This window comes from Streptomyces sp. 15-116A (assembly GCF_025290915.1).
Lineage (GTDB): Bacteria > Actinomycetota > Actinomycetes > Streptomycetales > Streptomycetaceae > Streptomyces.
Window position 1 is genome coordinate 1 of sequence record NZ_JAOCQE010000065.1, and the last position, 26926, is coordinate 26926.

Below are 26926 nucleotides of genomic sequence, written 5' to 3' on the forward strand. Positions count from 1 at the left end.
TGGCGGGCCGGGCCTCGCTGGGCCCCGCGGCCGCGGCGGCGCTGCTCGCCACCGACGAGGCGGAGGCGACCCGGCACCTCCAGATGCTGGCCCGCGCGGGCCTGATCGCGCAGGTGCGCCAGGGCCGTTACCGGCTGCACGACCTGGTGCGCGCGTTCGCCCTGGCCCGGCTGCTCGACGAGGAGGACCCGGGCGAGCGCGCGGCAGCGCAGGAGCGGCTGATCGTGAACTACGCCGAGCTGGCCGACTCGGTGCTGCGGCTGGTCGACGGCAACATGTCCACCCGCTCCGACCGCTTCGGCAGTTACGGCTTCACCTCGCTGGACGAGGCGCTGCGCTGGCTGGACGACGAGTCGAGCTTCATCACGGCCGCGCTCCGGCACGCGGAGGGCGTCGACCAGGGCGCGGTGCTCAATCTGCTGGGCGCGCTGTGCGACTACTGCCTGCTGCGCGGCGACCTGTACCGGCTGGGCGAGATCAACGAGCTGGCGCAGGCCGTGGACGAGGGGCTGCTGGTGCGGTCGGTGCAGTGGCGCACCGGGATCGCCGCGCGCCAGCTGGGCGAGCTGGACAAGGCGCGGACCACGCTGACGTCGGTGGTGGACCTGTACCGGGAGGCGCATCACGACGCGGGGGCGGCCCGCGCGCTGACCTCGCTCGGGATCACCCTGCACCACCAGGGCAATCTGACGGAGGCGTCGGCGAAACTGCGGGAGGCGCTGGACCTGCAGTCCGCGCCGGAGCTGGCCACGGACCGGGCGTGGACGATGCACGCGCTGGCCGCGGTGGAACGCGACCGGGCCCGGCTGGGCGAGGCGCTGGACCTGCTCACCGAGTCGCTGGTGCTGCACCGCGCGGGCGAGTCCGTGCACGGCCAGGCGTGGGCGCACTTCCAGCTCGGCCAGCTGTATCTGCGGCTGGGCGACGTGCCGCGCGCCGACACCGAGCTGCGCACCGCCCTCGACCTGTACGGCCGTACCCGCGACGGCCGCGGCGAGGCGTGGGCGCTGACCCAGCTGGCCCGGGCCCGGCTGGTGGACGGTGACGCCTCCGAGGCCGTGGAGGAGCTGCGCGGCGCGGCGGCCCGGCACCGCGACAACGAGGACGCGCGCGGCGAGGCGTGGACGCTGTACTACCTCGGCCAGGCGCTGGAGGAGACCGGCGACCTGGACCGCGCGGTGCGCGAGCTGGAACGCTCCCGCACGATGTTCTCCCGTATGCGCGACGTCTACGGTCTGGCCTGCGCCCGGCACCACTCGGCGCGGGCCACCCGCGACCAGCGGGCGGCGCAGACGGGCTCGCTGCGCAACTCCGGTTTCGCCCGGCAGCTCCTCGTCGACGCGCGCGCCGACTTCCGGCGCATCGGCGTCGCCCACGGCGAGGCGTGGACGTGTCTGGAGCTGGCGGTGGTGGACGCGGGCAACGCCCGTACGCAAGCGGCGCTGGCGCTGTGCGACGAGGCGGTGACGCTGTTCGCCTCCTACGGCGACCGGCGCGGCGAGGACTGGGCGCACTTCCTGCGCTGCACGCTGCTGCCGTACGCGGCACCCGGCGGCGTGGAGGTCGGCACGGCGGTGGCGCAGGAGGAGCTCGCCCAGCTGAGCCGCTCCGGGCACCCCACGCGCGACGAGAAGCTCGACGACTACGTGGAGGCCTACCAGCTCCTCCTGGAGCGCGGCGTCACCTTGGAGGCGGGCTGGCAGGCCTGGCGCCTGGGCATGGTCCCGAGCCGCCACGCCCGCGAGGTGATGGGGGTGGCGGTGGGGTCGAAGGCGTAGCCCTCCGGGGCGTACTGGGCGTCCAGGGCGTCCGGGAGGGCTACGGGGCCGTGGGGCTCAGCTCTGCTTCTTCTCGGGACCGCCGGAGGCCGTCGCCTTCGTGGCGTCCTCGCCCGCCTCGGGGGCCGGGGTCTCCTGGAAGTCGACCCGGTTCATGTGCCGGTTCATGGACTTCATCAGGCCCCACACCGCCAGGGCCATCACCGCGAAGACGATGAAGCCGAGGACGCCGGGGGTGACCTTGTCCTCGTCGATCTCCTTGGCGAGGGGGACCAGGTGGGTCAGTGCCAGGCTTGCGCTTGCGCTCATGTCAGGCATTGTCCCGGATGCCCGCGAAGAGGTCGTCCTCGGGGAGGGAGGTATCGACGAGCGACTTCGCCAGCTCGTACTCCTCCGTCGGCCAGACCTCCTTCTGGATCTCCATCGGCACCCGGAACCAGCCGCCGTCGGGGTCGATCTGCGTGGCGTGCGCGATCAGTGCCTTGTCGCGGATCTCGAAGAAGTCGGCGCACGGGACGTGCGTGGTCAGCGTGCGCTCCTTGCGCTCGAACTCGTCCCAGCGCTTGAGCCAGTCCCCGTACGGCGACTCCAGGCCGCGGTCCAGCAGCGCCTGGTGCAGCGCCTCGGTGCGGGGGCGGTTGAAGCCCTGGTTGTAGTACAGCTTCAGCGGCTGGAAGGCCGGGCCGTACTCGTCCTCCGGGTACTTCGCGGTGTCGGCCGCGCCCTCGAACGCCACCATCGTGATCTTGTGGGTCATGATGTGGTCGGGGTGGGGGTAGCCGCCGTTCTCGTCGTAGGTGGTGATCACCTGCGGGCGGAAGGAGCGGATCTTGCGCACCAGCTCGCCGGCCGCCTTGTCGACGTCCTCCAGGGCGAAGCAGCCCTCCGGCAGCGGCGGCAGCGGGTCGCCCTCGGGCAGCCCGGAGTCGACGAAGCCGAGCCACTCCTGCTTGACGCCGAGGATCTCCCGGGCCTCGTCCATCTCCTTCCTGCGTACCTCGTGGATGTTCTCCTCGATGTACGGGTCCCCCTGCAGCTTGGGGTTGAGGATGGAGCCGCGCTCCCCGCCCGTGCAGGTCACGACCAGCACGTCCACCCCCTCGGACACGTACTTCGCCATGGTGGCCGCGCCCTTGCTGGACTCGTCGTCCGGGTGGGCGTGCACGGCCATCAGTCGCAGCTGGTCAGTCAAGACTCAATCCTCAAGTCGGTAGGCGCCCGATGTGCGGCGGCGCATTCGTCGGTGGGCGCCCTGTGTGCGGGGGCGCCTTCGGCGGCTTCTATAGTGACCGAATCGGGGGCGGAATAATTCCGGAGCCCGGCCCCAAGGAGACGATCATGAGTACGGCGCGTACGCGACTGCCCGAGGGCCGTTACGGCCGTTCCTCGGACGAGCGCGCCGACCGCACGCTCAAGATCGTGGGCGCCGTGCTCGGGACGCTGCTGCTGGGCCTGGTCGGCTGGTTCGGCTATCACTACGTCGCCCAGAACGAGATCAGCGCGGAGTTGATCAGCTTCGACGCCGGCGAGGACGCGGTGCGGGTGCATCTTGAGGTCCACAAGGACGCCGGGGTCGCCGGATACTGCACGGTGCGCTCCCAGGCGGAGAACGGCGCCGAGGTGGGCCGGGCCGACTTCCGCTTCGACGGGGACGCCACCCGTATCGACAAGGTCGTCACGCTCCGCACCACCTCTCCCGGCACCACGGCCGAGCTGCTCGGCTGCCACGCGGACTGATCCGTCGCCGGTCGCGGCCGAGTGTCGCGAGGATTACGCATCCTCTGACCTGCGACGACAAGAGTCCGGTGGCTTATGTCCTCCCCCTTGGGGAACTGAATTGTTAGGCTCGTGGTTTCGCCCATCCGTGGAGGCACATCCTTCTGGGTAGGGCGATGCTTTGTATTCCCAGTACCTACGAGGAGCACCTGTGACCCAGACCAGCGAGAACGTCACCTGGCTGACCCAGGAGGCGTACAACAAGCTCAAGGACGAGCTTGAGTACCTTACTGGTCCCGCGCGCACGGAGATCGCCGCCAAGATCGCCGCCGCGCGCGAGGAGGGCGACCTGCGTGAGAACGGCGGGTACCACGCGGCCAAGGAGGAGCAGGGCAAGCAGGAGCTCCGTGTGCGCCAGCTCACCCAGCTTCTCGAGAACGCCCAGGTCGGCGAGCCGCCGGCGGCCGACGGCGCCGTGGCGCCCGGCATGGTCGTGACGATCGCCTTCGACGGCGACGAGGACGACACGCTGACCTTCCTGCTCGCCTCGCGCGAGTACGCGAGCGCCGAGATCGAGACCTACTCGCCGCAGTCCCCGCTCGGCACCGGCGTGATCGGCCACAAGGTCGGTGAGGACGCCGAGTACGAGCTTCCGAACGGGAAGAAGGCGACCGTGAAGATCCTCAAGGCCGAGCCGTACAACAGCTGACCCGGCCTCACGGACCCCCAGTCAGGGCCCCCGGCGTGCCGCGCCTCCGCGGCGGTGCCGGGGGTCTCGTCATGCGGTCGCGGAACGGTACTTGCGCACCGCCAGCGTTCTGAAGAACACCAGGATCACGATCGACCAGATCAGCGAGGCCAGCACCGGGTGCTGCATGGGCCAGGCGTCGGACGTCTGGAAGCCCGGTGGCAGGTTGCCGAACAGCTCGCGGCACGCCTGCACGGTGGCGCTGAACGGGTTCCACTCGGCGATGTGGCGCAGGAACGTCGGCATCTGGTTCGCGTCCACGAACGCGTTGGAGATGAACGTCAGCGGGAACAGCCAGATCAGGCCGCCCGAGGTCGCCGCCTCCGGGGTGCGGACGGTGAGGCCGATGAGCGCGCCGATCCAGGAGAAGGCGTATCCGAGCAGCAGGAGCAGACCGAATCCGGCGAGCACCTTGCCGAAATTCTCGTGGGTGCGCCAGCCGACCAGCAGCGCGACCACCGCGAGGACGAGCAGCGTGAGTGCCGTCTGCACCAGGTCGGCGAGGGTGCGCCCGGTCAGCACCGCGCCGCGTGCCATGGGCAGGGAGCGGAAGCGGTCGATGAGGCCCTTGTGCATGTCGTCGGCGATGCCGGCGCCCGCGCCCGCCGTGGCGAACGTGACGGTCTGGGCGAAGATGCCCGCCATCAGGAACTCGCGGTAGGCCTGTGTGGAGGTGGACGAGCCGACCTGGATCGAGCCGCCGAAGACATAGGTGAACAGCACCACGAACATGACCGGCTGGATCAGACCGAAGATGAGCATCTCGGGGATCCGGGCCATGCGGATCAGATTGCGCTTGGCGACGACCAGCGAGTCTCTGATCGACTGGCTGAGGGGATTGCCCGGTGCCGTGACCCGCACGGCGTCGGTGACGGCACTCACTTCGCGGCCTCCTTCTTCTGACGGTGTCCTCTGGCGTCCTGCGCGCCCTGCTGGCCGTTGTCCTCGTCCTTGGCCTCGGCGACATGGCCGGTGAGGGACAGGAAGACGTCGTCGAGGGTGGGCCGGCGCAGGCCGATGTCGTCGATCTCGATGCCGCGGGCGTCGAGATCGCGGATGATCTCGGCCAGCAGCTTGGCGCCGCCGGACACGGGGGTGGTGATCTTGCGCATGTGGTCCTCGACGGTGGTGTCGCCCTTGCCGAGGCCGCGCAGGCTGTACTTGTCGAGCAGATCGGCGGCGGCCGCGATGTGCTCCCGCTCGTGCACCACGACCTCGACGCGCTCGCCGCCGGTGCGGGCCTTGAGCTGGTCGGAGGTGCCCTGGGCGATGACCTTGCCGTGGTCGACGACAGCGATGTCGTGCGCGAGGTGGTCGGCCTCCTCCAGGTACTGCGTGGTCAGCAGCAGGGTCGTACCGCCCGAGACGAGCTGCTTGATCACTTCCCACAGCTGCTGGCGGTTGCGCGGGTCGAGGCCGGTCGTCGGCTCGTCCATGAACATCACCGGCGGGGAGACCACCAGGGCCGCGGCGAGGTCGAGGCGGCGGCGCATGCCTCCGGAGTAGGTCTTGGCGGGGCGGTCGGCGGCGTCGGCGAGATGGAACTGCTCCAGCAGCTCGTCCGCGCGGGCGCGGGCCGCCTTCGCCTTCATCTGGTAGAGCTGGCCGACCATCTGCAGGTTCTCCCGGCCGGTCAGGTATTCGTCGACCGCCGCGAACTGGCCGGACAGGCCGATGGAGCGCCGGACGGCGTCGGGCTGCTTCAGCACGTCGATACCGGCGACGACGGCCTTGCCGCTGTCGGGTCGCAGCAGGGTGGTCAGACAGCGGACCGTGGTGGTCTTGCCCGCGCCGTTCGGCCCGAGCAGGCCCAGGACGGTGCCCTCGGGGACATCGAGGTCGACGCCGTCCAGTGCCTTTACGTCTCCGAAGGTCTTGACCAGACCTTCGGCATAGATGGCGCCTGGCATATGAGTCTCCACGTCGTCGGGGATTCTTCGGAAAGCCTAGGTATGTGCGCTGCGCTCCGCCGTTGATTTATCGGCGGCGCGAGAGGTCGTACGCGAGGTGGTGCGAGCTTCACGGGAGGCGGCACACGACACACCATAACGCGATGTATCGCGTCCCTCAATGCATTTACTCGAACGAGTGACGCTCGGCTTCTGTCCGTCAGTCGATGACCGTGTAGCCCGCGTCGCGCAGGGCCTGGTTGACCTCGGTGCAGTGTGCCGGGCCCTTCGTCTCCAGGTGCAGCTCGACCTCCGCCTCCGTGAGCCCGAGCCGTGGATCGGTCCGCACATGGCTCACGTCGAGGACGTTAGCGTCGACCACTGACAACGCCCCGAGAAGCGTCGCGAGCGCACCCGGCCGGTCCGTCAGACGCAGCCGAACCGCCAGGTAGCGGCCCTGCGCGGCCATACCGTGCCGCAGCACCCGCTCCATCAGCACCGGGTCCACGTTCCCCCCGGACAGCACCGCCACCACCGGCCCCTCGAAGGCACCGGGCCGGCTCAGCAGCGCCGCGACCGGGCTCGCCCCCGCCGGTTCCACGACCAGCTTGGCCCGCTCCAGGCACAGCAGCAGCGCCGCGGACAGCTCGTCCTCGCTGACCGTGCGCACCTCGTCCACCAGCGCGCCGACGATCCCGAAGGGAACATCCCCCGGCCGCCCCACCTTGATGCCGTCGGCCATCGTCGACGGATGGCGCACCGACACCGGGTGCCCGGCCGCAAGCGACGGCGGATACGCCGCCGCTCCCTCCGCCTGCACCCCGATGATCCGCACCTCGGGCCGCAGCGCCTTCACGGCCACCGCGATCCCGGCGGCCAGCCCGCCGCCGCCGACGCCCACGACGATCGTGCGCACCTCCGGGCACTGCTCCAGGATCTCCAGGCCCACCGTGCCCTGGCCCGCGATGATGTCCGGGTGGTCGAAGGGGTGGATGAACACCGCGCCCGTCTCGTACGCGTACTCCTTCGCGGCGGCGAGCGTCTCGTCGACCACCTGACCGTGCAGGCGCACCTCGGCGCCGTACTCCCGGGTGGCGCTGATCTTCGGCAGCGGGGCTCCCTTCGGCATGAACACCGTCGAGCGCACACCGAGCAGCGACGACGCCAGCGCCACCCCCTGCGCGTGATTGCCGGCGCTCGCCGCGACGACGCCGGCGGCGCGCTCCTCGGGCAGCAGCCCGGCGATCCGTACGTAGGCGCCGCGCAGCTTGAACGAGCCGGTGCGCTGGAGGTTCTCGCACTTCAGGTGCACGGGGGCGCCCACCAGCTGGGACAGGTGCCTGCTGCCCTCCAGTGCCGTCACCCGCGCCACGCCCGAGAGCATCTTCTGGGCGCCGCGCACATCGTCGAGAGTGACGGTCCGCAAGGAGTCAGCCGTGCCGTAGCTCATGACTCCAGCATCGCAGTTCACGAACGGCGGCGACCGGTGTGACCAGCCCGCGGACGCCGCTTTGCGCAGCGCCGGTACGGCCTGCCGTCCGGCCGCGTACCCTGTCCCCCAATTAGCAGCCCTCCACGAAGTGAGCCCCCGGCCATGCCCACAACACCTGAAATGTCGATGGACATGTCGAGCGTCGGTGACAGCGGTCTTCTCGACACGCTGCAGCACGAGGTGGCGTTGTTCGCCCGCCGTGCCGAGCAGACCCGGCTCGGCGGGGTCGGCCAGGTGCGCAACTCCATGGACCGCGCCGCCTACCTGCTGCTCAACCGCCTCGACAACGAAGGCCCGATGGGCGTCAAGGCACTCGCCGCGAGCATGGGCATCGACTCCTCCACGGTCACCCGGCAGGTCGCTCCGCTGGTGGACAGCGGCCTGGTCAAGCGCACCTCGCACCCGGAGGACGGGCGCGCGGTCGTCCTCCAGCTGTCCCCGCGCGGCCGGGCCCGCCTGGACGAGGTCCGCTCCTCCCGCCGCCGGCTGATGGCCGAACTCACGCACGACTGGACCCCGGAGGAACGCGAGTCCTTCTGCACGCTGCTCACGCGCTTCAACAGCGCGCTGTCGGCCCGGATGTCGATGCAGGGGGTTCCGGCGGCGGAGACACAGCAGGATTCCTGAGCGGGGAGGGACGTCTACGGGGACGGGGGCGCTCGCGAGGGCTCGGCGACGCGGTGACGACGACACCGGCGCGAGGTAGCCACCTGCACACACGCGCAAGGTGTCTCCCCTCCCCCGGCACCTCGATGTGAGGCACCCCCACTCCGGATGCGCGCGGCCCTTGACCCTGGGGGCGGGGCTGGCCTCATATGAGACAGGTCCCCTTGGGCGGGAGGCGCTGGTGCGACACGGGGTTGTGTCCCAGGACGTCCGCCGGGCCCGCGAGTTCGAGGCGTTCGTCGCGGGTGCGGGTGGGCGGCTGCTGCACGCCGCCACACTGCTCACGGCGGAGGCACCGGACGACAACCCGCGCGCACGGCGCCTGCTCACCCACGCGCTGGCACAGACGTACGCCTGCTGGGACCGGCTGCGCGGCGAGGACCCCTACGACCGCGCCCGCCAGTATCTGGCCACCCGCTTCGCGCACGGCGCCTGGCACCAGCCCGGTGGCCTGCTCCGCTCCCGGCCCGATCCGGCGAGCCCGCTCGCGCGGCTCAGCCCGCAGGAGCGTCTCGTCCTGGTGCTGCGGCTCTACGAGGGTGTCGCCGAGGAGCAGACAGCGGCCCTGCTCGGTCTGTCCGCCGACCGCGTGCGGGCCATCTGCCTGCGCGCGATCACCGCCGCCCTGCGCCCGCCGCGCGGACCGGCCCCGGCGGTCGGGGGCGTCAAGGCGGTGCCCTCATGAGGCGACGGAGGCGGACATGAGCCGGGTCAGCCGTGAGGAGATGGTGCGGCGGCTGCTGGAGCAGCCGGCGTCGCCTCCCGTGCCGCCCGAACTGCACGCGGACGCGGTCCGGCGCGGCACCCGCATGCTGCGCCGCAGGAGGTTCGCCCGCCGGGTGATGTGGCTGCTGCTGTTCGCGGCGGCGGTGGCGTTCACGGTGTGGGCGGTGAACGTACAGCCGTGGGTGGAGCCGCCGTCGGAGACGACTCCACCCCTGACGGGCTGGTGAGCCCGGCCTTTGCCGGGGTTACTTCCCGAGCGCCTGCTGAAGGTCTTCGAGCAGGTCGTCGACGTTCTCGATGCCCACGGACAGCCGCACCAGGTCGGCCGGGACCTCGAGCGCCGAGCCCGCCGCGGACGCGTGCGTCATCCGGCCGGGGTGCTCGATCAGCGACTCGACGCCGCCCAGGGACTCGCCGAGCGTGAAGATCCGCGCCCGGTTGCACACCTCGACGGCCGCCTCCTCGCCGCCCTCCACGCGGAAGGAGACCATGCCGCCGAAGGACCGCATCTGCTTGGCGGCGACCTCGTGACCGGGGTGCTCCGGCAGCCCCGGGTACAGCACGCTCGTCACGCGCGCGTGCCGGGTGAGCATGTCGGCGATCTTGGTCGCGTTCTCGCTGTGCCGGTCCATGCGCACCGACAGGGTCTTGGTGCCGCGCAGCACCAGCCAGGAGTCGAACGGCCCGGCGACCGCGCCCATCGCGTTCTGGTGGAAGGCCAGCTCCTCGCCCAGCTCCGCGTCCGCCGTGATCAGCGCGCCGCCGACCACGTCGGAGTGGCCGCCCATGTACTTGGTCAGGGAGTGCACGACGACGTCCGCGCCGAGCGACAGCGGCTGCTGCAGATACGGCGTGGCGAAGGTGTTGTCGACGACGAGGCGGGCGCCCGCGTCCCGGGCGACCTGGGCGACGGCGGCGATGTCGGTGATGCCGAGCAGCGGGTTGGACGGGGTCTCCACCCAGACGACCTTGGTCTTCGGGGTGATGGCGGCCCGTACGGCGGCGGGGTCGGAGGTGTCGGCGACCGACCACTCCACGCCCCAGCGGGCGACGACCTTCGCGAACAGACGGAACGTGCCGCCGTAGGCGTCGTTGGGGATCACCACGTGGTCGCCGGGGCTGAGGAGCGTACGCAACAGGCAGTCCTCGGCCGCCAGTCCGGACGCGAACGCGAGGCCGCGGCGACCGCCCTCCAGGGCGGCGAGGTTCTCCTCCAGCGCGGTGCGGGTGGGGTTGGCGCTGCGGCTGTACTCGTAGCCGCCGCGCAGGCCGCCGACACCGTCCTGCTTGTAGGTGGACACCTGGTAGATCGGCGGGACGACCGCGCCCGTCAGGGGGTCGGCGGTGTTGCCCGCGTGGATCGCGAGCGTCTCGAAGTGCTGACTGATGTGCCTGTCGCTCATGGGACCCGAGCGTAGTGCGCCGACGCGGCGAGCGCCCGGGACGCCCGGACTGCTCCCGAGCCGGGTTTTCCACAGGCACGGCACCCAGGTTGGCCAATTGTCGGCGCGGTCTGGTTCGCTTGAGGCATGGAGATTCTGTGGGTCCTGATCGCGCTGGTCATGCTGAGCTTCGTGCTGCTCCCCGTCCTGCGGCGCCGGCGTGGCGCGGTCGGCCTGGTCACGCCGGACCATCCGGACGCGGCGGACCCCGCGAACTACGGCTTCGCTCCCACGGAGGAGCTGGACATACGCCTGCCCGGCCCGGACCAGGACCTGCTGGACGTGCTGGACGTGGTGCAGCGCACCCAGGACTACCGTGCGGCCCAGCAGCTGCTGGCGGGCACGGAGGCGGAGGGCGAGCTGCGCTGGCAGCGCGTGCAGTCCTTCGCCGGTGCCGCCTCGCTGGAGCTGCAGCAGCGGCCGGGCGGGGTGAGCGACGCGCCGGGCGGTCAGTGGCTGCGTGTGTGGCGGGCCGAGGCTCCCAAGGACGCGGGCGGAGCGGCGGTGCACGCCGAGTTCCTGGTGCAGCAGGCGTGGCGTACGGCGGCGCCCGGCACGGACGAGTTCCGGATCATCATGGAGGAGGCGAAGGCGGCGTGCAGTGAGGCGGCGCTGCTGGCGCCGGGTGACCCCATTCCGTACATCGTCGAGCTGTCGGTGGCGCGCGGGCTCGCCTACTACCAGAAGGACTTCGAGCAGCTGTGGCTGAAGATCCTGGACCGCGCGCCGAACCACATGGGGGCGCATCTGGCGGCGCTGCACTACTGGTGCGAGAAGTGGCACGGCTCGCGGGACCTGGCGTACTCGTTCGCGGAGGCCGCGGCGGCGCGGGCGCCCCAGGGTTCGCTGCTGGCCGCCATGCCGCTGTTCGCGGTGTTCGAGCATCTGCCCGAGGTGAACCTGGTCAGCGGCTTCTACCAGAGCGAGGTCGTCACCAAGGCGGTCCACGGCGCGCTGCACGCGGTGCACTCGGCCCGCCCCGACGACCCGACGCTGGCGCATGTCCGGCACATGCTGGTCTTCTTCCTGGTGCGCGGTGAGCGCTGGGCCGAGGCGATGAGCCAGCTGATACACATCGACGGCCATGTCGGCGCCCTCCCGTGGACCCTGTCCCCCGACCCCGCCGCCGAGTTCGCGGTGTACCGGGCGCTGGCGGTGGCGGGCTACGAGGCCAACGGCGGCAGCCCGGCGACGCTGCCGCACTGACGCGGGCGACGCCGGATCCCGGGGCGGCCCGAGCCCACGGCCGGGCCGTTGTCAGTGGGCGGTGCTTTCATGGATTCCATGACCAGCAGCAGCGTCGCGGTGGAGCGGCGGATCGCGGCGCCCCGGGACCGTGTGTGGGACGCCCTGACGGACCTCCAGGGCATGGAGCGGGTGCTCAAGGGCGTCACGAAGGTCGAGGTGCTCACCGAGGGGCCCTTCGACGTCGGGACGCGCTGGCGCGAGACCCGGCGCATGTTCGGCAAGGAGGCCACCGAGGAGATGTGGGTGACCGCCTGCACCCCGGCCGAGCGATACGTGGTGGAGGCCGAGTCCCACGGCATGCACTACGTCTCGGAGTGGGACCTGCGCGCGGACGGCCCTGCCGCGACGACGGTCCGGATGACGTTCACGGGCGAGCCGACCGGCCGCCAGGGTCTGCTGGCCAGACTGCTCGCCGGGCTGGGCAGGGGCGCGGTGCGCAAGACGATAGCCAAGGACCTGGACGACGTGGCGACGTCGGTCGAGCGGGGCGGTACCGGATCCGCCTGAACGGGCGGGCAGCCCTCGCGGACGGACCCGCCGCCCCGGTGTCTCTCGGCCCCACGTCTCCTCACCGCCGAGGGTGCCCGTACCGCCGGTGACCGGGACGGGGGTGTCGCGGCTGCTTCTCCCCGTCCCGCTCGTGTCGCGTGCGGCGAGCGCGGGGTGCGGCGCTCGCCGTCCCGCCGCAATGCCGGGACGCGGCACATCGCGAGGTGAGCGGAACGGGGAAGCGGGCCTCAGATGGTGGCCGTGTCGATCACGAAGCGGTAGCGGACGTCGCTGTTCAGGACCCGCTCGTAGGCGTCGTTGATCTCGGCGGCGCCGATGAGTTCGATCTCGGCGCCGATGCCGTGCGCGGCGCAGAAGTCGAGCATCTCCTGGGTCTCGCGGATGCCGCCGATCATCGAACCGGCCAGGGTCTTACGGCCACCGAGCAGCGCGAACAGGTTGAGGGAGACCGGCTCCTCGGGGGCGCCGACATTCACCAGCGCTCCGTCCTTTCGCAGCAGCCCCAGGTAGGCGCCAAAGTCGAGCGGGGCCGACACCGTGGAGACGATCAGGTCGAAGGTGCCCGCGAGCTGCTCGAAGGTGGCCGGGTCGCTGGTGGCGTAGTAGTGGTCGGCGCCCAGCTTCAGCCCGTCGTCCTTCTTGCGCAGCGACTGCGACAGGACGGTCACCTCGGCGCCGAGGGCGTGCGCGAGCTTGACGGCCATGTGCCCGAGACCGCCCATGCCGAGGACGGCGACCTTCTTGCCGGGGCCGGCGTTCCAGTGCTTCAGCGGCGAGTAGGTGGTGATGCCGGCGCACAGCAGCGGCGCGGCCACGTCCAGCGAGAGGCCGTCGGGGATGCGCAGGACGTAGTTCTCGTCGACGACGATCTTCTGCGAGTAGCCGCCATAGGTGGGCTCGCCGTCCTTGCCGACGGCGTTGTACGTGCCGACCATGCCGGTGCCGGTGCAGTACTGCTCCTCGCCGGCCAGGCAGTTCTCGCACTCCCGGCAGGAGTCGACCATGCAGCCGACGCCCACGCGGTCGCCGACGGCGAACTTGGTGACCCCGGGACCGACCTCGGAGACGATCCCGGCGATCTCGTGGCCCGGGACCATCGGGAAGATGGCCTCGCCCCAGCCCTCACGGGCCTGATGAATGTCGGAATGACAAATTCCGGCGAACTTGATGTCGATCAGAACGTCGTGCTCGCCGACGGCCCGCCGCTCGATGGTGGTGCGCTCCAGCGGAGCCTTGGCGGCGGGTGCGGCGTATGCGGCAACGGTGGTCATGCCGGGTTCTCCGGTTTCTGGACAGCGGAATGGGATGCCCCCAGCCTGCCGCCGGAGCCGACGCCCACCCAGACCACAGCTCTTCCTACGCCTGCCGTGCCTACCACTGGCGGGGTCAGGCTCATGGACGTACGACCGGGAATACTGGAGGTCATGGATGGACAGCTGGACCGGCGTGCCGAGCTGAGCGAGTTCCTGCGCAGCCGCAGGGCCCGGCTGAAGCCGGAGGACGTCGGCCTGCCGTCGTACGGACGGCACCGCCGCGTGCCCGGCCTGCGCCGCGAGGAGCTTGCGCAGCTCGCCGGGATGTCCGTGGCGTACTACACGCGCCTGGAGCAGGGCAACGGGCGGAACGTCTCGACGGAGGTCCTGGACTCGATCGCCCGCGCGCTACGGCTGTCCGACGCGGAGCACGCGCACCTGATGCACCTGGTGAAGCCGGTCCGGCGCAAGAGGAAGCAGACGGCGCGACCGCAGCAGGTGCGGGTGGGCCTGCTGCAGCTGCTGGACTCGATCGAGACCGTCCCGGCGTACGTCTCGGGCCGGCGCTCGGACATCCTCGCCTGGAACCGCATGGCCGCGGCCCTCTTCGGCGACTGGGGCGAGCTGCCGCCGCAGGAGCGGAACTGGGCGCGGCTGGTCTTCCTGAACCCCGAGTACCGCGAGCGCTACGTCGACTGGGACCAGAAGGCGTCCGACATCGTCAGCTTCCTGCGCATGGACGCGGGCCGCTACCCGGACGACCCGCAGATGTCGACGCTGGTCGGCGAACTCTCCATGAAAAGCGAGGAGTTCCGCCGCCTGTGGGCCACGCACGACGTCAAGGAGAAGGGCCACGGCACCAAGCGCATGCGCCACCCCCTGGTCGGCGAACTCACCCTCGCCTACGAGACCTTCCACCTCCCCGACGACCCCGACCAGGCGCTGATCACCTACCACGCCGAACCGGGCAGCCCGTCGGCGGAGGCCCTGCGCCTGCTGGGCAGTTGGGCAGCGGACGCCAGACACCCGGAAGCCCCCTCCAGCACGCTCCGCCAGGACTGAGACCCCGTCACCTCTCCACGCCGAGGTCCTCCCGCATCAACCGGCGCATGGCGCCCAGCCGGGCCTCGGCATGCCGCCCCTCCTCCGCCCGCTGCCGAGCCATGAGCCGCTGACTGAGCACAGGCGCAAAGAGTGTCCCGAGAACCCCGACAACAGCAGTGATCAGGGCAGGCACGGCTGCGGTCATACGACGCCCTACTCGGACCGCCACGGGCCCACCGGTCTCCGGCCTCACAGAGCGATCGCCCGGTACGCCAGCGCCTGATCGACCACCTCATCCGCCGAAAGCTCCCGCTCCGGCGGCCAGAAGATCAAGTCACCGACGTAACCCGCCGGGCACGCCAGCACCTCACCGAGCCTGTCCAGCCAGCCGTCCACCTCATCATCCGAGGCATCGCCCGCTTGCATGACACGCTCCACGAGCGCGACGGCATCCGCCCGACTCAAGCCAGCCACTTGCTATCCCTTGAGCGCCTCGACGAACGGCACCCAGGCGCGGTCGGTCAGGAGCAGCACGGGCCCGTCGACAACCTTACACCGGCCCGATCGCCGCGATCGTGGTCGACTGTGCGGATCCGCGGGCCATGGCGCGTTTCTGGGGCGCGGTGCTGGACTGGACGCTGCACGAGGTGACCGACGACCACGCCCGGTTCCGGTCCCCAAGGGCGTCGGGCCGTACCTGGAATTCATTCGCACGCCCGGGCCTAAGACCACGCCGGACCGCGTGCACGTCGATCTGCTCCCCTCTCCCGGCACCGACAGGGAAGCTGAGGTCACCCGCTTGCGCGCTCTCGGTGCCCGCGGCCTCGACCTCGGCCAGGGCGACGTCTCATGGACGTGTCTCACCGACCCGGACGCCCACGAGTTCTGCGTCCTCGCCCCCTCCTGACGGCGGCACGGCAACGGCCCGCCCGGAAGCGGAGCTCCGGGCGGGCCGTCCGTCAAGCGCCGGGGCTACTTGCCGTAGTACGCGTTGTAGATCGAGATCGTCGACTTGTTGTTCTTCTTGTCGGTGATCTTGGCGTGGAACGAGATCGCCTTGCCCTTGGCCGGGTTCTTGATGGTGATCTTGCCCTTCTTCACTTCCGTCTTCTTCCAGGTCTTGCCGTAGTCGTAGGAGACGTAGACCGAGAAGGACTTGAGGTTCTTGCCCTGGGCGGCGCCCTCGACCGTGACCGGGAAGGTGGTCTTCTTGTCGGCCGGGACCCTGCTGGTCAGGTCCGTGGTCGCCTGGAAGCGGGCCGTGGAGGCCGGGAGTTGGGTGAGGTCGGCGGTCTTCTTCGAGTGGAACGTCCAGCTCGCGTCGATGCGCGTGGAGGCCGCGGCCACCTTGACGCTGCGCTTCACCGAGGAGGTGAGCCTGTACTCCGCGTCACCCGACGGCACCTTGAACTCGCCGTCACCGAACAGCGGGTCGGTGTTGGAGCCGACCTTCTTGCCGTTGCGGTAGAGGGTCGTGTTCACCGAGGTGAACAGCGACGAGCCCGCGTTGCCCTTCCCGTCGGCGAACAGCGGGAGCATGCCGTAGATGCTGTTGCCCTCCCGGAACAGGCCGAACCCGGCGTTCAGGCGGGGGCCGAAGACCGCCGTGTTGAAGGTCTTGGCGTACTTCTTGTCCGGCTTGAGGGTCTGCGGGTCCACCTGCGAGTAGCCAGCGTCCGCTATCGGGAAGCCGTCCTCGTCGTGGCCCGCGTACTGCTCGAAGTCGAAGGCCCACTGGATCTTGTCCGAGGTCGACAGGTACTGCGTCCGCGTGCCGGGCAGCTTCTGCTCGATGCTGTCGTTCAGCGCGATGTCCTCGGGGAACAGGCCCACCGCGGTGACCGCACCCGTCTTGCCCGCGGTCGGGGTACCCAGGCTGTGCTTCACCGTGGCGAGCTCGCCCGCCGTGAAGTGCCGGGACTTGTCCGCCTGGATCTTCTTCACCCGGGCGGTGGTCGCCACGTCGTACTCGGCGTCGGCGCCCTTGGTCCACTGGCCGCTCCAGGTCTGCTGAAGGCCGCTGACCTCCGGACCCAGGTGGGCCATCCGCAGATCGGCGAAGGACTCGGCGCTGATCCCGACGGCCATGCCGGCGTCCGCCGTGTCGTACAGGTAGCCGACCGTCGCGGAGTGCGCCTTGGCCTGCGCGTCCGGCACGGTGATGTCCGCGGCCTTGGTCTTCCGCGCGTCGATCGTCAGCGACGTCTTCTTCGTGACGCTCAGCTTCGGCTGGACCGTCCAGTCGAGGCCCCCCTCGAATGTCTTGGGGTCCTTGATGATCCAGGAGTCCATCAGATACGTGCCCTTGGGGACGCGGAGGGTGCTGGTTCCCGTGTCCGTGACCGGAACCTGGAGTCCGCGCCCGGCACCGAGGCCCGCGTAGCCGAACAGGTCGGTGACGTAGAAGCCGGCCGGGCGGCCGTCCTGCCCGATGTGCTGGACGGTCACGTCGTACGACTCCACCTCCCGCTGTACGGCGGCGGCGGTACGTACGCTCTGGCCCCCGCCCGTGGCGGTCACGTACGCCGAGTACGCGCCGTCGAGCTTGCCGCCGAGCTTGGTGTTGACGGTGAGGTCGACCGTGGCCTTGCCACCGGCCGGGACCTTCACGGTCGTCGCGCCGAGCTTGTAGAAGCCGGCCGGGGCGGGCTTGCCCTTCGGGTCGGTGGCGGTCGACGTCAGCTTGAGGGTGACGTCCTTGGTGCCGAGGTTGCGGTAGGTGAGCTCCTTGGTGACCGGCTTGTCGTCGGTGTGCGGCCACTGCTGGACGCCGAAGCTCAGCGAGACCGGGTCGGCGATCACCGTCTGCTTGATCGCCTTGTCCACCTGGATCCGGCCCGAACCCTGCTCGAACGGCGTGTACTTCCCGCCCTTCGTGGACGCGGTGAGCGCGGCCTTCAGCTCCGCGTACGTCCACGTGGGGTGCTGCTGCTTCAGGATCGCCGCGGCGCCCGCGACATGCGGGGTCGCCATCGACGTACCGGAGATGGTCATGTAGCCGGCCGGCTTCTCGCCGACCTCCTTCGCGATGTCGTTGCCCTTCGCGGAGGCGGCCGTGATGTCCACACCCGGCGCGGTGACGTCCGGCTTGATGGCGCCGTCGCCGAGACGCGGGCCGGTGGAGGAGAAGTCGGCGAGCTTGTCCTTGCCGTCGACGGCACCGACGGTGAGCGCGGCGTCCGCGCTGCCCGGCGAACCGATCGACTCGGGCCCGGAGTTGCCCGCCGCGATCGCGAACAGGACGCCCTTGTCGGCGGACAGCTTGTTGACCGCCGCCTCCAGCGGGTCCACCTCGGGCGTGTCACCGCCGCCCAGGCTCATGTTGACGACATCGGCGCCCTGCGCGACCGCCCACTCCATGCCGGCCAGGATGCCGGAGTCGTCGCCGAAGCCGGAGTCGTCGAGCACCTTGCCGTTGAGGATCTTCGCGCCCGGCGCCACGCCCTTGTACTTCCCGCCCGACTTGGCGCCCGTACCGGCCGCGGTCGCGGCGACGTGCGTGCCGTGGCCGACCTTGTCGCCGGTGGTGGGTGCGGAGGTGAAGTTCTTGGCGTCGAGGACCTGGTTCTTCAGGTCGGGGTGCGTCGCGTCCACGCCGGTGTCGAGTACGGCGATCTTGACGCCCTTGCCGTCGTAGCCGGCCTTCCAGGCCGTGGGCGCGCCGATCTGGCCGACGGACGTGTCGAGGCTGGCCTTGCGGACCCCGTCCAGCCACACATGGGCGATGCCGGAGGCGGTGCGGTCCCCGTTGGTGACCGCGTCCCACAGCTCGGGCGCGTCCTCGTGCGAGGTCTGCACGGCGTCGGCGTTGAGGGTCTTCAGGGTGCGACGCAGCGTGCCCGCGTCCCGGACGTCGGCCTTGGCGGACGTCGCGCTGCCCTGGTAGCCGACGATGACCTTCAGGCCCCGCTTGTGGGCGCCGCGGGTGGTGGCCTTGGCGAGTTCGGTGATGTCGAAGAGCCGCTGGTCGAGCTTGCCGGTCGCGACCAGGCGGGCCACGTCCGCGGGCAGCACGTACGTGTGACCGCCGACCTTGCGGACCTGGACCGGTATGCGGTCGCGGCCCTCGGCACGGTCCAGGCCGACGACGCGGCCCTTGGCGTCCACGGCCACGCGGTCGCCGGTGATCAGTGTGATGCGGTGCTTGGCGCCCAGCTTCGAGGCGGCGGCTGTCCGTTGCCCGTTCGTCGGAGCGTCCGTCGGAGCGTCCGCCGAGTCGTTCGCCGACGCCGGGCCCGTCATGCCTGCCGCGAGCGCCACGGCCGCGGCCGTGGCGACCGTGGCCGCGCATGCTCGTCTGACGTGTCTGCGCACGTATCCCCCTAGCGAAGTCGCCGGGCGAAGTCCCCGTCACCCGGCCGGGGGTGGTCTCGTACGCATGCGCGCACCCCCCGGATCACGCAGTATGCCGAGGGGTGATCAAGCGCCTCAAGGGCTGTGGACAACGTCGTCGAGTCGACGGACGACTGTGATGTGATCGCCGGAACTCCGTTACAGAACCGCCGGGTTGGAGTCCTCGGCCGCGTTGTTCTCCTTCACCGTGATGCGGCCCTTGCGGATCGTCGCCACACGTGGGGCGCGCTTCGCGATCGCCGAGTCGTGGGTGACCATGATGAAGGTCAGGCCGAGTTCCTTCCAGCGGCGGATCAGCAGGTCCATGATCTCGTCGCGCATCGACTCGTCGAGGTTTCCGGTGGGTTCGTCGGCGAGCAGCACCTTCGGTTCTTTGACCAGGGCGCGGGCTATGGCGACGCGTTGCTGCTGGCCGCCGGACATCTCGCCGGGGAGGTGGGTGCGGCGTTCGCCGAGGCCGACGGAGGCGAGGGCTTCGGCGGCCTTCTCGCGCCGCTCCTTGGCCTTGACGCCGAGGGGGACGAGGGCGGTCTCCACGTTCTCCTGGGCCGTGAGGGTGGGGATCAGGTTGAAGGACTGGAACACGAAGCCGATGCTTTCGCTGCGGACTCTTGTCAGGCGGGCCTCGGGGAGTGTGGCCAGGTCGGTGCCGTCCAGGACGACTTCGCCGGAGGTGGGGCGATCGAGGCCGCCGAGCATCTGGAGGAGGGTGGATTTGCCGCCGCCGGTGGGGCCCTGGATGACCAGGCGGTCGCCTTCGGGGATGGTGAGGGTGACTCCGTCCAGGGCGCCGATGGTTTCCCTGCCTCGGGTGTAGCGCTTGGTGAGGTTTCTGAGTTCGTACATGGTGCAGGCTCCTGGGTGAGGTTCGGGGTGGTGCGGTCGTCGTGGTCGGCTGCGGGTGGGTGGGGGCTGGTCGCGCCCACGCGGCGGTAGCCGCAGATTCAGCACAGCCCCGCGCCCCTTGGGAGGTGCAGTCCCGCCAGCTGCATCCCCGGCCAAGCCGCAGCCGACCTCAGTCACTCGACCCGGCGCAGTGCGTCCGCCGGGCGGAGTCTTGATGCGCGCCAGCCTCCGAACGCGCCTGCGATCAGGCCGCCCGTCACCGCCAGGGCTACCGCCAGTGCCACCGTCGTGAGGCTCACGGGGGCTGTGAGGGCGACGTCGAGGGTCTTCGCGGCGGCCTCCCGGCCCGGGCCCATCAGCACGGCCCCGCCGCCAGGGCCGCCCGCACCCGGGGCGCCGGTGCCGCCACCGCCGCCCAACTGTGCTTCCAGCGTCGGGCTGATGGCCGTCACGGCGTACGCCCCCGCCAGCCCCAACCCGATGCCCAGCGCACCGCCGAGCAGCCCGTTCACCATCGCCTCGCCGACCACCTGCCGGGTCACCCGCCCCGACTTCCAGCCCAGCGCCTTGAGCGTGCCGAACTCGCGTACCCGGCGCGAGACGGCCGACGACGTCAGCAGACCGGCCACCAGGAATGCCGCCACCAGCACCGCGACGGACAGCCACGTGCCGACGTTGGCGGCCAGCGAGGACGCCGTGGACAGGGAGCCGGAGACCGTGTCCGCGAGATCCGCGGAGGTCGTCACCGTCGTACCGGAGATGTTCTTCTGGATGGCCGACTTGACGGAGTCGATCCGCTGGGAGTCGGTCGCCTTGACGTAGATGGTGGTGACCTTGTCCTTCGCGTCGGCGAGGGTCTGCGCCTGCTTCAGCGGGACGTAGAGGTTGGCGGCCGCGTCGCCGCTGGAGGCGGTGGCGATGCCGATGACCTTGTACTTGGTGCCCTTGACGGTGACCGTGGAGCCGACTTCGAGCTTCTTCTCCTTGGCGTACGCGGAGTCGGCGACGGCCACCTTCGCGTCGGTCTCGCTCGCCCTGAACGTACGTCCGCTGGTGATCTCGGAGGAGGTCAGCGGACCGAGCGCGGGCTCGGTGACGTCCGTGCCGTAGACGGAGTAGCTGTTGACGTCGAAGTCGGCGCCGCCGCCCTGGACCCGGTCCTGCGGCGCGGGCTGTGCCGCACCCGGGCCACTCTGTCCGCCCTCACCGCCCTTGACCTGACCCCGCGTGAACTGCCCGCTGACCTTCAGCACGTGCAGGCTCAGCCCGCCCACCGCGTCGGCGACCCCGTCCTGCCCGGCCACCTTGCCGACGGTCGAGCTCGCCAGGGTCTGGAAGCCCTGCACCATGACCCGGTCGCTGCTCTGCTCCTCCTCGGAGCCGTCCTCCCGGGCGTCGAAGCGGAAGCGGGGCCGCTCGGCGGTCTGTGTGGACTCCGCGGCCTTGGTGACCGTCATGTCCGTGCCGAGCCCGTACAGCGACTGCAGGACCTTCTCCTGGGCCTTGCCCATGCCGGAGGAGACCGAGGTGACGATGATGACCAGCGCGATGCCGAGCGCGAGGCCGGAGGCGACGACGAGGGCCGCCTTTCTGCGGCGGCGCAACTCGCGTCTGAGATAGGTGAAGAACATGGCCGCACGCTAGGGACGGCGCGTGATGAAGAGGTAAGCCCGCCATAAGAGACCCATGAGAACGCCCGTCGGCCCCCTGAGAACGCCGATGCCGCCGCCCGCCCCCGAAGGGCGGACGGCGGCATCGACCGCAGGCGAAGGGCGTGGGCGTCAGACCGCCGAGCCCGCCTTCCACTGCTCCCAGCTCATGTTCCAGCCGTTGAGGCCGTTGTCCGGGGCGATGGTCTTGTCGCCGGTGTTCTGCACGACGACCACGTCACCGACGATCGAGTTGTCGTAGAACCAGGCACCCGGCGTGTTCGGGTCGTTGGCGCCCTTCACGTCCTGCAGGCCCACGCAGCCGTGGCTGGTGTTGGCGCTGCCGAAGATGGACTTGGCGCCCCAGTAGTTGCCGTGGATGAAGGTGCCGGAGGTGCTCAGGCGCATGGCGTGCGGCACGTCCTTGATGTCGTACTCGCCCTCGCCGTCGTCGTCGGTGAAGCCGACCGTCGCGCCGTTCATCCGGGTCTCCTTGAACTTCTCGGAGATCACCATCTGGCCCTCGTACGTCTTGTTCTCGGGCGAGCCGGCGGAGATCGGGATGGTGCGCACGGTCTTGCCGTCCTGCGTGACCTTCATCTGCTTGGTCTTGGCGTCGACGTACGAGACCTGGTTGCGGCCGATCTTGAAGGTGACCGTCTTCTGCTGGACGCCGTAGACCCCCTCGGCGCCCTCGACGCCGTCGAGCGCCAGCTTGAGGGTGACGGTGGAGCCCTCCTGCCAGTAGTTCTCGGGGCGGCAGTCCATGCGGTTGGCGTTGAACCAGTGGCAGGCGACTTCCTGGCCGCTGGTGGTGGAGACGGTGATCCCCTTCTGGACGGCGGCCTTGTTGGTGATCGCCTTGTCGAAGTTGATCGACACCGGCATGCCGACGCCGACGGTGGTGCCGTCGTCCGGGGTGAAGGTGCCGATGAAGCTGTTGGCCGGGGAGACCGTGGTGAACGAGGCGTTCTCGTGGGCGGCGCGGCCCTCGGAGTCCTCGGCGGTGACCGACAGCTTGTAGGTGGTGGCGCGCTCCAGCTGGGCGGTGGGCTTCCAGCTCTTCTTGTCGGCGGATATCTCACCGGCGACGGCGGTGCCGTCGGCGGTGGTCATCTTCACCTCGGTGAGTGTGCCCTTGGTCACAGTGACGGCGGCGGCGTTGTTGATGGAGGCGTTGGTCGAACCGTCCTTCGGCGTGATCTTGATCTGCGCCTCGGAGGTCTTCTTCGCGGCGGCCTCGTCGACCTGAGCCTGCGAGGTGTCGTCGTTCCCCCCGTCGCCGGAGCTCTTGTCGTCGCCGCCGGAGCAGGCCGAGAGCACCAGCACTCCGCCGAGCAGAGCGGACGCGGCCATCAGACCCCTGCGCCGCTTACCGTCCGTCATCACACGCTTCTCCATCGTTGCCGATTCCCCAGGTCCCCCGCGGGCCCTCCCGACCCGAGCAAGCCCGGATCCGAGAAGACCCCGCAATAACTTTCAACGCTACGACCGTTTGATCCCGTTCCCCATGGCCGGTGGATGTGGGGCTCACCACGTCCACGGCGGCGGACGGTGAGGATGTCGGTCCGTGCGCCGCTTGAGACGCCGTGAGCCGGGCGGCGGTTGCCGCCCGGGGTCACGATTTCCCCAAGCCGCGTCAGCCAACCGCCCGCTCGTCGTCCTCGTCGGCTTCGTAACCGTCGTCGCCTCCTCGGCTCTCGTCGGCTCCGTAGCCGTCGTCATCATCCTCGTCGAGGTCCCACTCGGGCGAATCCGGGTCGTAGTCGATCCGCTCGCTGCTCCAGGAGGCCTGCTGGAGCTCCACGCCCGGTACCTCGCCGACCAGGCTGAACGGGTCGACGAGATAGGCGAGGGCCTCCGCCGTGTCCTCCGTCACAGCGCTCTCCGCGTGCGTCCGCTCCGCGTCCGGCATGGCCTCGTCCTCGGCGATCCTGCGCAGCGCCGCCCTGGTCACCGCGTCCTCGTCGCCGACTTCGAGGACGACTTCGACGCGAATCCGTACAAACCCTGATGTCTCTGGAGTGCTCATGCCCGGAGCGTACGGCCGAGGGCTCCCGTGACTTTCCTGTGACCCGCGCCTTTCACTAACATCGCCCCACACGGCCAATTCGCCAGCGCCACAAGGGGATCGATATTCCGTGTCATCCGCTGTCCGTCCGTTGCTGACCGCCACCGCCGCGGGCACCCTGCTCTGCGCCCTGTGGTTCGTCCCGTCCGCCAACGCGACCTCGGACTCCGCGGCGAGAGAGTCGGCCACGGCAACCCCGTCCCCGCAGGTCACCGAGCAGGCGCGAGCGACGTCCGCGTCGCTCGACGGCACCGGTGAGGACGTGCGCCTCGCCGACACCGGCAGCTTCGACAGCACCCCGTACATCCTCGCCGGCACGGGCTTCCTCGCCCTCGGCGCGGGCTTCGTCACGTACTCGGTACGCAGGGAACGGCTCGGGGCGTAACTCGCTTACGGGGCGCGGCAGGACGCCGCCCGCCGACGGTCTCCGGTCGCGGGCGAACGCCGCCGAACGCCGCCGGGGCCCCACGGACGTATCCGCGAGGCCCCGGCTCGACCCACCTGCTCCGGCTCACCGGCTCAGCGCAGCGGCCCGGTGACCGTCTCCACGGCCGCGATCAGGCGTCCCTCGCGCACGAAGGCCTCCGCGGCGGCGAGATCGGGCGCGAGATAGCGGTCAGGGCCGGGACCGCCGACCCCCGCCTGACGTACGGCGTCGATGACGGCCCGCGTCGCGGGCGCGGGGGTGAGGCCCTCGCGCAACTCCACGGCGCGCGTGGCCGCGTACAGCTCCACCGCGATGACGCGGGCGAGGTTGTCGACGGCCGTGCGCAGCTTGCGCGCCGCCGACCAGCCCATGGACACGTGGTCCTCCTGCATCGCGGAGGACGGGATGGAGTCCGCCGACGCCGGTACGGCGAGCCGCTTCAGCTCGCTCACCAGCGCCGCCTGCGTGTACTGGGCGATCATCAGCCCGGAGTCGACACCGGCGTCGTCGGCGAGGAACGGCGGCAGCCCGTGGCTGCGGTTCTTGTCCAGCAGCCGGTCGGTGCGGCGCTCGGCGATGGAGGCGAGGTCGGCGGCGGCGATGGCGAGGAAGTCCAGCACGTACGCCACCGGCGCACCATGGAAGTTGCCGTTGGACTCCACGCGGCCGTCCGGCAGCACCACCGGATTGTCGACGGCCGACGCCAGCTCCCGCTCGGCGACCGTGCGCGCGTGCGCCATGGTGTCGCGTCCGGCGCCCGCGACCTGCGGGGCGCAGCGCACGGAATAGGCGTCCTGGACCCGGGGGGCGTCGTCCTGGTGATGCCCCGTCAGCCCCGAACCCTTCAGTACGGCCAGCATGTTGGCGGCGCTGGCGGCCTGACCGGGGTGCGGGCGGATGGCGTGCAGTTCGGGGGCGAGCACTTTGTCGGTGCCGAGCAGCGCCTCGAGGCTGAGGGCGGCGGTGACGTCGGCGGACTTGTACAGGGTGTCCAGGTCGGCGAGGGCCATGACCAGCATGCCGAGCATGCCGTCGGTGCCGTTGAGGAGGGCGAGGCCCTCCTTCTCGCGTAGTTCGACGGGCCGGATCCCGTGCTCGGCGAGCAGTTCACCGGCGGGCCGCACGCTGCCGTCCGGGCCCTCGGCCTCGCCCTCGCCCATCAGCGTCAGGGCGCAGTGGGACAGCGGGGCGAGGTCGCCGGAGCAGCCGAGGGAGCCGTATTCGTGGACGACGGGGGTGATCCCGGCGTTCAGCACGTCGGCCATGGTCTGGGCGACCTCGGGCCGGACGCCGGTGTGCCCGGAGCAGACGGTCTTCAGCCGCAGGAACATCAGGGCGCGGACGACCTCGCGCTCCACGCGGGGCCCCATGCCGGCGGCGTGCGAGCGGACGATGTTGCGCTGCAGCTGAGCGCGCAGCTCGGGACTGATGTGCCGGGTCGCCAGCGCACCGAAGCCGGTGCTCACCCCGTAGACGGGGTCCGGCTTGGCCGCCAGGGCGTCCACGATCTCCCGGGAGGCCGCAAGGGCCGCCACAGCCTCCGCCGACAGCTCGATGCGGGCACCGCCACGCGCCACGGCGAGCACGTCGGACGCGGTCACGCCGGACGTCCCCACCACCACAGTGTGCATATCCATATTCAGGAGCGTACGCAGTGAATTCGATAATGTCACCACTGGGTGCGGGGTTCACCCCTTACCGATCGAGTCCAGGCCGGCCGTCGACGTGACGACTACGGCGCATGCCGTCCCCGGAACCGCCGCCGCTCCCCGTCCTCCGTCTCCCCCGCGGGCTCGTCCGCGAGCCGCACGACGGGATCGTCCGGCCCCTCCCGCCCGGCCACGACCGGATGAGCCGACCGCTCGGCCTTGGCCCGGTACTGCGCCGCGTCGGCCAGGCGGAACAACCGCCGGGCCGAGCGCACCGGCCCGATCGGATCGCCCGTGGACGCGACCCCGCAGGCCACGCCGTCCCCGAGCGCCAGCTCGACGGCCCGGCGGCACACCTGGTCGGCCGCCTTGACGACCTCGTCCGCCGACGGCCCCACCGCCAGCAGACAGAACTCATCCCCGCCGAGCCGCGCCGCGAGCGCGCCGGGCAGCGTGGCGCCGCACAGCGACAGGAGCATCCCGAACCGCTCCAGCAGCCGGTCACCGACGGCATGCCCGAGCGTGTCGTTCACCCGCTTCAGCCCATTGAGATCACATACGACGAGACTCACGACGGCCCCGTCGGCCCGGTGCCGCTCGATCGCCTCGTCCAGCCGCGCGTCCACCGCCCGTCGATTGGCCAGCCCCGTCAGCGCGTCGGTGTACGCCAGCCGCCTCGCCTCCTCCAGCCGCTCGGTCTGTGCGATCCCGGCGGCGACGACGGCCGCGAGGACGGTCGCGAAATCGGCGTCGCTCCGCCCGAAGACGGGCGCGCCGACCGGCCGGGCCACGTACAGCTCGCCCCACGCCCTTCCGTGCAGCACGATCGGGGCGACGACACAGCAGCCGCGGCCCCGGCGCCGTAGGGCTGCCACCCGCTGATGGCAGTACCCGGGCCGCCCCGCCGCAGCGCCCTCGGCGGTCTCCACCCAGGCGTCCGGCTCGCCGCCGCCGGCCCAGCGCTCGTGCAGGAACTCGGTGATCTCGGCGAACTGATGCACCGGGTACGACTCGTCCTCCGGGAACTCCTCCTCCCCCTCGGCCAGCACACCGACGTTCACCAGGACCCGCAGCCGGCCGAGCTCCCGCTCCCACACCGACAGCGCGGCGAAGCTCCCGCCGAGCGCACGACGGGCGCCGCCGGCCGCCGCCCTCCAGGCCTCCCGCGCGTTCTGCGCGGCGGCCATGCCTTGGGCCAGCGCCACCACCGCCGCCAGCCGGCTGTCGTCACCCATTCCTCCAGGCTAGGGAGGTTTGCTCCGAAAAGGGACTTAAGAGGGGCGAAAGGGTCGTGGGTGCGGGGTCTCGGCGCCGGCCGGGGGTCGTTCGCGGAGCCCGGCACTGACAAGGCACCGTCCGCGCCCACCCGTGCCGCCCTGCGGCACGCCTGCCCGCGGGATGGACGGCCCCGGCCGCCTG

Annotated in this window: 25 protein-coding genes and 1 pseudogene; 11 read left to right on the plus strand and 15 right to left on the minus strand. The window is 70.8% G+C overall.

Annotated features, from left to right (window positions below; all coding sequences use genetic code 11):
* Positions 1–1778, plus strand: a 1778-nt coding sequence (locus tag N4P33_RS13860) for a tetratricopeptide repeat protein (protein WP_260826724.1), incomplete at its 5' end; no start/stop codon positions are given.
* A 57-nt stretch (positions 1779–1835) separates the two neighbouring features.
* On the opposite strand, the gene N4P33_RS13865 is transcribed toward N4P33_RS13860, so the two are convergent.
* Complete coding sequence (locus N4P33_RS13865) at positions 1836–2096, minus strand: hypothetical protein (RefSeq protein ID WP_260826725.1); 261 nt, start codon at positions 2094–2096, stop codon at positions 1836–1838.
* Positions 2089–2970 carry a mycothiol conjugate amidase Mca gene (gene mca, locus N4P33_RS13870; RefSeq protein WP_260826727.1) on the minus strand — a complete coding sequence of 294 codons (882 nt, stop codon included), beginning with the start codon at positions 2968–2970 and terminating at the stop codon, positions 2089–2091. Before mca ends, N4P33_RS13865 begins: the two co-directional genes overlap by 8 nt.
* Before the next feature lie 146 nt (positions 2971–3116).
* Here mca and N4P33_RS13875 point away from each other — a divergent pair, with 146 nt between their 5' ends.
* Positions 3117–3515, plus strand: a complete 399-nt coding sequence (locus N4P33_RS13875) for a DUF4307 domain-containing protein (RefSeq protein WP_260826728.1) — start codon at positions 3117–3119, stop codon at positions 3513–3515.
* Positions 3516–3705: 190 nt separating this feature from the next.
* Positions 3706–4203, plus strand: coding sequence for a transcription elongation factor GreA (gene greA, locus N4P33_RS13880; protein WP_260826730.1), 498 nt, complete (start codon positions 3706–3708; stop codon positions 4201–4203).
* 69 nt (positions 4204–4272) lie between these two features.
* Here the strand turns inward: greA and N4P33_RS13885 are convergent, their stop codons facing one another.
* The 3 genes from N4P33_RS13885 to ilvA all read right to left on the minus strand — a co-directional run bounded on the left by N4P33_RS13885 (position 4273) and on the right by ilvA (position 7581).
* On the minus strand, positions 4273–5124 hold the full coding sequence (locus N4P33_RS13885; protein WP_260826731.1) for an ABC transporter permease: 852 nt from the start codon (positions 5122–5124) through the stop codon (positions 4273–4275).
* Positions 5121–6152, minus strand: a complete 1032-nt coding sequence (locus N4P33_RS13890; protein ID WP_260826732.1) for an ATP-binding cassette domain-containing protein — start codon at positions 6150–6152, stop codon at positions 5121–5123. The genes N4P33_RS13885 and N4P33_RS13890 overlap by 4 nt, the downstream gene beginning before the upstream one ends.
* A 199-nt stretch (positions 6153–6351) precedes the next feature.
* Positions 6352–7581 carry a threonine ammonia-lyase gene (ilvA, locus tag N4P33_RS13895; protein ID WP_260826734.1) on the minus strand — a complete coding sequence of 410 codons (1230 nt, stop codon included), beginning with the start codon at positions 7579–7581 and terminating at the stop codon, positions 6352–6354.
* A gap of 162 nt (positions 7582–7743) precedes the next feature.
* On the opposite strand from ilvA, the gene N4P33_RS13900 reads away from it, so the two are divergent.
* The 3 genes from N4P33_RS13900 to N4P33_RS13910 all read left to right on the plus strand — a co-directional run bounded on the left by N4P33_RS13900 (position 7744) and on the right by N4P33_RS13910 (position 9242).
* Complete coding sequence (locus N4P33_RS13900; RefSeq protein WP_260826756.1) at positions 7744–8250, plus strand: MarR family winged helix-turn-helix transcriptional regulator; 507 nt, start codon at positions 7744–7746, stop codon at positions 8248–8250.
* Positions 8251–8470: 220 nt separating this feature from the next.
* Positions 8471–8974: a sigma factor-like helix-turn-helix DNA-binding protein gene (locus N4P33_RS13905; protein WP_260826735.1), complete on the plus strand. Its 504-nt coding sequence runs from the start codon at positions 8471–8473 to the stop codon at positions 8972–8974.
* A gap of 16 nt (positions 8975–8990) precedes the next feature.
* The gene (locus N4P33_RS13910) at positions 8991–9242 is read left to right on the plus strand and encodes a hypothetical protein (RefSeq protein ID WP_260826736.1); all 252 of its coding nucleotides are present in this window, start codon (positions 8991–8993) and stop codon (positions 9240–9242) included.
* Between the two features lie 18 nt (positions 9243–9260).
* Here the strand turns inward: N4P33_RS13910 and N4P33_RS13915 are convergent, their stop codons facing one another.
* The gene (locus N4P33_RS13915; RefSeq protein ID WP_260826738.1) at positions 9261–10418 is read right to left on the minus strand and encodes a cystathionine gamma-synthase; all 1158 of its coding nucleotides are present in this window, start codon (positions 10416–10418) and stop codon (positions 9261–9263) included.
* 126 nt (positions 10419–10544) lie between these two features.
* On the opposite strand from N4P33_RS13915, the gene N4P33_RS13920 reads away from it, so the two are divergent.
* Together N4P33_RS13920 and N4P33_RS13925 are read left to right on the plus strand one after the other, a co-directional pair.
* Positions 10545–11663, plus strand: a complete 1119-nt coding sequence (locus N4P33_RS13920; RefSeq protein WP_260826739.1) for a hypothetical protein — start codon at positions 10545–10547, stop codon at positions 11661–11663.
* 78 nt (positions 11664–11741) lie between these two features.
* Positions 11742–12212 carry an SRPBCC family protein gene (locus N4P33_RS13925; RefSeq protein ID WP_260826740.1) on the plus strand — a complete coding sequence of 157 codons (471 nt, stop codon included), beginning with the start codon at positions 11742–11744 and terminating at the stop codon, positions 12210–12212.
* A 230-nt stretch (positions 12213–12442) separates the two neighbouring features.
* Here the strand turns inward: N4P33_RS13925 and N4P33_RS13930 are convergent, their stop codons facing one another.
* The gene (locus tag N4P33_RS13930; RefSeq protein ID WP_260826742.1) at positions 12443–13486 is read right to left on the minus strand and encodes an NAD(P)-dependent alcohol dehydrogenase; all 1044 of its coding nucleotides are present in this window, start codon (positions 13484–13486) and stop codon (positions 12443–12445) included.
* 153 nt (positions 13487–13639) lie between these two features.
* On the opposite strand from N4P33_RS13930, the gene N4P33_RS13935 reads away from it, so the two are divergent.
* A complete protein-coding gene (locus tag N4P33_RS13935; RefSeq protein WP_260826744.1) occupies positions 13640–14530 on the plus strand; it encodes a helix-turn-helix transcriptional regulator in 891 nt (296 codons plus the stop codon).
* A gap of 231 nt (positions 14531–14761) precedes the next feature.
* Here the strand turns inward: N4P33_RS13935 and N4P33_RS13940 are convergent, their stop codons facing one another.
* A complete protein-coding gene (locus tag N4P33_RS13940) occupies positions 14762–14938 on the minus strand; it encodes an e9imm peptide (protein WP_260826757.1) in 177 nt (58 codons plus the stop codon).
* A 128-nt stretch (positions 14939–15066) separates the two neighbouring features.
* Between N4P33_RS13940 and N4P33_RS13945 the strand changes: the two are divergent.
* Positions 15067–15419: pseudogene (locus N4P33_RS13945) on the plus strand (VOC family protein); the annotation flags it as partial.
* 65 nt (positions 15420–15484) lie between these two features.
* On the opposite strand, the gene N4P33_RS13950 reads toward N4P33_RS13945, so the two are convergent.
* The 5 genes from N4P33_RS13950 to N4P33_RS13970 form a co-directional block, all read right to left on the minus strand.
* On the minus strand, positions 15485–18754 hold the full coding sequence (locus N4P33_RS13950; RefSeq protein WP_399029411.1) for a S8 family peptidase: 3270 nt from the start codon (positions 18752–18754) through the stop codon (positions 15485–15487).
* 249 nt (positions 18755–19003) lie between these two features.
* On the minus strand, positions 19004–19711 hold the full coding sequence (locus N4P33_RS13955; protein ID WP_260826747.1) for an ABC transporter ATP-binding protein: 708 nt from the start codon (positions 19709–19711) through the stop codon (positions 19004–19006).
* Positions 19712–19884: 173 nt separating this feature from the next.
* Positions 19885–21342: an ABC transporter permease gene (locus N4P33_RS13960; RefSeq protein WP_260826748.1), complete on the minus strand. Its 1458-nt coding sequence runs from the start codon at positions 21340–21342 to the stop codon at positions 19885–19887.
* Positions 21343–21492: 150 nt separating this feature from the next.
* Positions 21493–22746, minus strand: coding sequence for an Ig-like domain-containing protein (locus tag N4P33_RS13965; protein ID WP_260826749.1), 1254 nt, complete (start codon positions 22744–22746; stop codon positions 21493–21495).
* A gap of 253 nt (positions 22747–22999) precedes the next feature.
* On the minus strand, positions 23000–23392 hold the full coding sequence (locus tag N4P33_RS13970; RefSeq protein WP_260826750.1) for a hypothetical protein: 393 nt from the start codon (positions 23390–23392) through the stop codon (positions 23000–23002).
* 109 nt (positions 23393–23501) lie between these two features.
* Here N4P33_RS13970 and N4P33_RS13975 point away from each other — a divergent pair, with 109 nt between their 5' ends.
* Positions 23502–23816, plus strand: coding sequence for an LPXTG cell wall anchor domain-containing protein (locus N4P33_RS13975; protein WP_260826752.1), 315 nt, complete (start codon positions 23502–23504; stop codon positions 23814–23816).
* Positions 23817–23950: 134 nt separating this feature from the next.
* Here the strand turns inward: N4P33_RS13975 and hutH are convergent, their stop codons facing one another.
* Both hutH and N4P33_RS13985 read right to left on the minus strand, forming a co-directional pair.
* Complete coding sequence (hutH, locus tag N4P33_RS13980; protein WP_260826758.1) at positions 23951–25489, minus strand: histidine ammonia-lyase; 1539 nt, start codon at positions 25487–25489, stop codon at positions 23951–23953.
* Positions 25490–25590: 101 nt separating this feature from the next.
* Positions 25591–26742, minus strand: coding sequence for a GGDEF domain-containing protein (locus tag N4P33_RS13985; RefSeq protein ID WP_260826754.1), 1152 nt, complete (start codon positions 26740–26742; stop codon positions 25591–25593).
* Between the last annotated feature and the right edge of the window lie 184 nt (positions 26743–26926).

What these genes read in the sequence shown, in the direction of transcription:
- N4P33_RS13935 (WP_260826744.1), top strand. Translation starts at nt 13,640, where the DNA reads ATGGATGGACAGCTGGACCGGCGTGCCGAGCTGAGCGAGTTCCTGCGC.
- N4P33_RS13925 (WP_260826740.1), top strand. Translation starts at nt 11,742, where the DNA reads ATGACCAGCAGCAGCGTCGCGGTGGAGCGGCGGATCGCGGCGCCCCGG.
- N4P33_RS13875 (WP_260826728.1), top strand. Translation starts at nt 3,117, where the DNA reads ATGAGTACGGCGCGTACGCGACTGCCCGAGGGCCGTTACGGCCGTTCC.
- ilvA (WP_260826734.1), bottom strand. Translation starts at nt 7,581, where the DNA reads ATGAGCTACGGCACGGCTGACTCCTTGCGGACCGTCACTCTCGACGAT.
- N4P33_RS13915 (WP_260826738.1), bottom strand. Translation starts at nt 10,418, where the DNA reads ATGAGCGACAGGCACATCAGTCAGCACTTCGAGACGCTCGCGATCCAC.
- N4P33_RS13920 (WP_260826739.1), top strand. Translation starts at nt 10,545, where the DNA reads ATGGAGATTCTGTGGGTCCTGATCGCGCTGGTCATGCTGAGCTTCGTG.
- N4P33_RS13955 (WP_260826747.1), bottom strand. Translation starts at nt 19,711, where the DNA reads ATGTACGAACTCAGAAACCTCACCAAGCGCTACACCCGAGGCAGGGAA.
- N4P33_RS13890 (WP_260826732.1), bottom strand. Translation starts at nt 6,152, where the DNA reads ATGCCAGGCGCCATCTATGCCGAAGGTCTGGTCAAGACCTTCGGAGAC.
- N4P33_RS13950 (WP_399029411.1), bottom strand. Translation starts at nt 18,754, where the DNA reads ATGACGGGCCCGGCGTCGGCGAACGACTCGGCGGACGCTCCGACGGAC.
- N4P33_RS13940 (WP_260826757.1), bottom strand. Translation starts at nt 14,938, where the DNA reads ATGCAAGCGGGCGATGCCTCGGATGATGAGGTGGACGGCTGGCTGGAC.
- N4P33_RS13910 (WP_260826736.1), top strand. Translation starts at nt 8,991, where the DNA reads ATGAGCCGGGTCAGCCGTGAGGAGATGGTGCGGCGGCTGCTGGAGCAG.
- N4P33_RS13865 (WP_260826725.1), bottom strand. Translation starts at nt 2,096, where the DNA reads ATGCCTGACATGAGCGCAAGCGCAAGCCTGGCACTGACCCACCTGGTC.
- N4P33_RS13985 (WP_260826754.1), bottom strand. Translation starts at nt 26,742, where the DNA reads ATGGGTGACGACAGCCGGCTGGCGGCGGTGGTGGCGCTGGCCCAAGGC.
- N4P33_RS13930 (WP_260826742.1), bottom strand. Translation starts at nt 13,486, where the DNA reads ATGACCACCGTTGCCGCATACGCCGCACCCGCCGCCAAGGCTCCGCTG.
- N4P33_RS13965 (WP_260826749.1), bottom strand. Translation starts at nt 22,746, where the DNA reads ATGACGGACGGTAAGCGGCGCAGGGGTCTGATGGCCGCGTCCGCTCTG.
- N4P33_RS13960 (WP_260826748.1), bottom strand. Translation starts at nt 21,342, where the DNA reads ATGTTCTTCACCTATCTCAGACGCGAGTTGCGCCGCCGCAGAAAGGCG.
- hutH (WP_260826758.1), bottom strand. Translation starts at nt 25,489, where the DNA reads ATGCACACTGTGGTGGTGGGGACGTCCGGCGTGACCGCGTCCGACGTG.
- N4P33_RS13970 (WP_260826750.1), bottom strand. Translation starts at nt 23,392, where the DNA reads ATGAGCACTCCAGAGACATCAGGGTTTGTACGGATTCGCGTCGAAGTC.
- N4P33_RS13900 (WP_260826756.1), top strand. Translation starts at nt 7,744, where the DNA reads ATGTCGATGGACATGTCGAGCGTCGGTGACAGCGGTCTTCTCGACACG.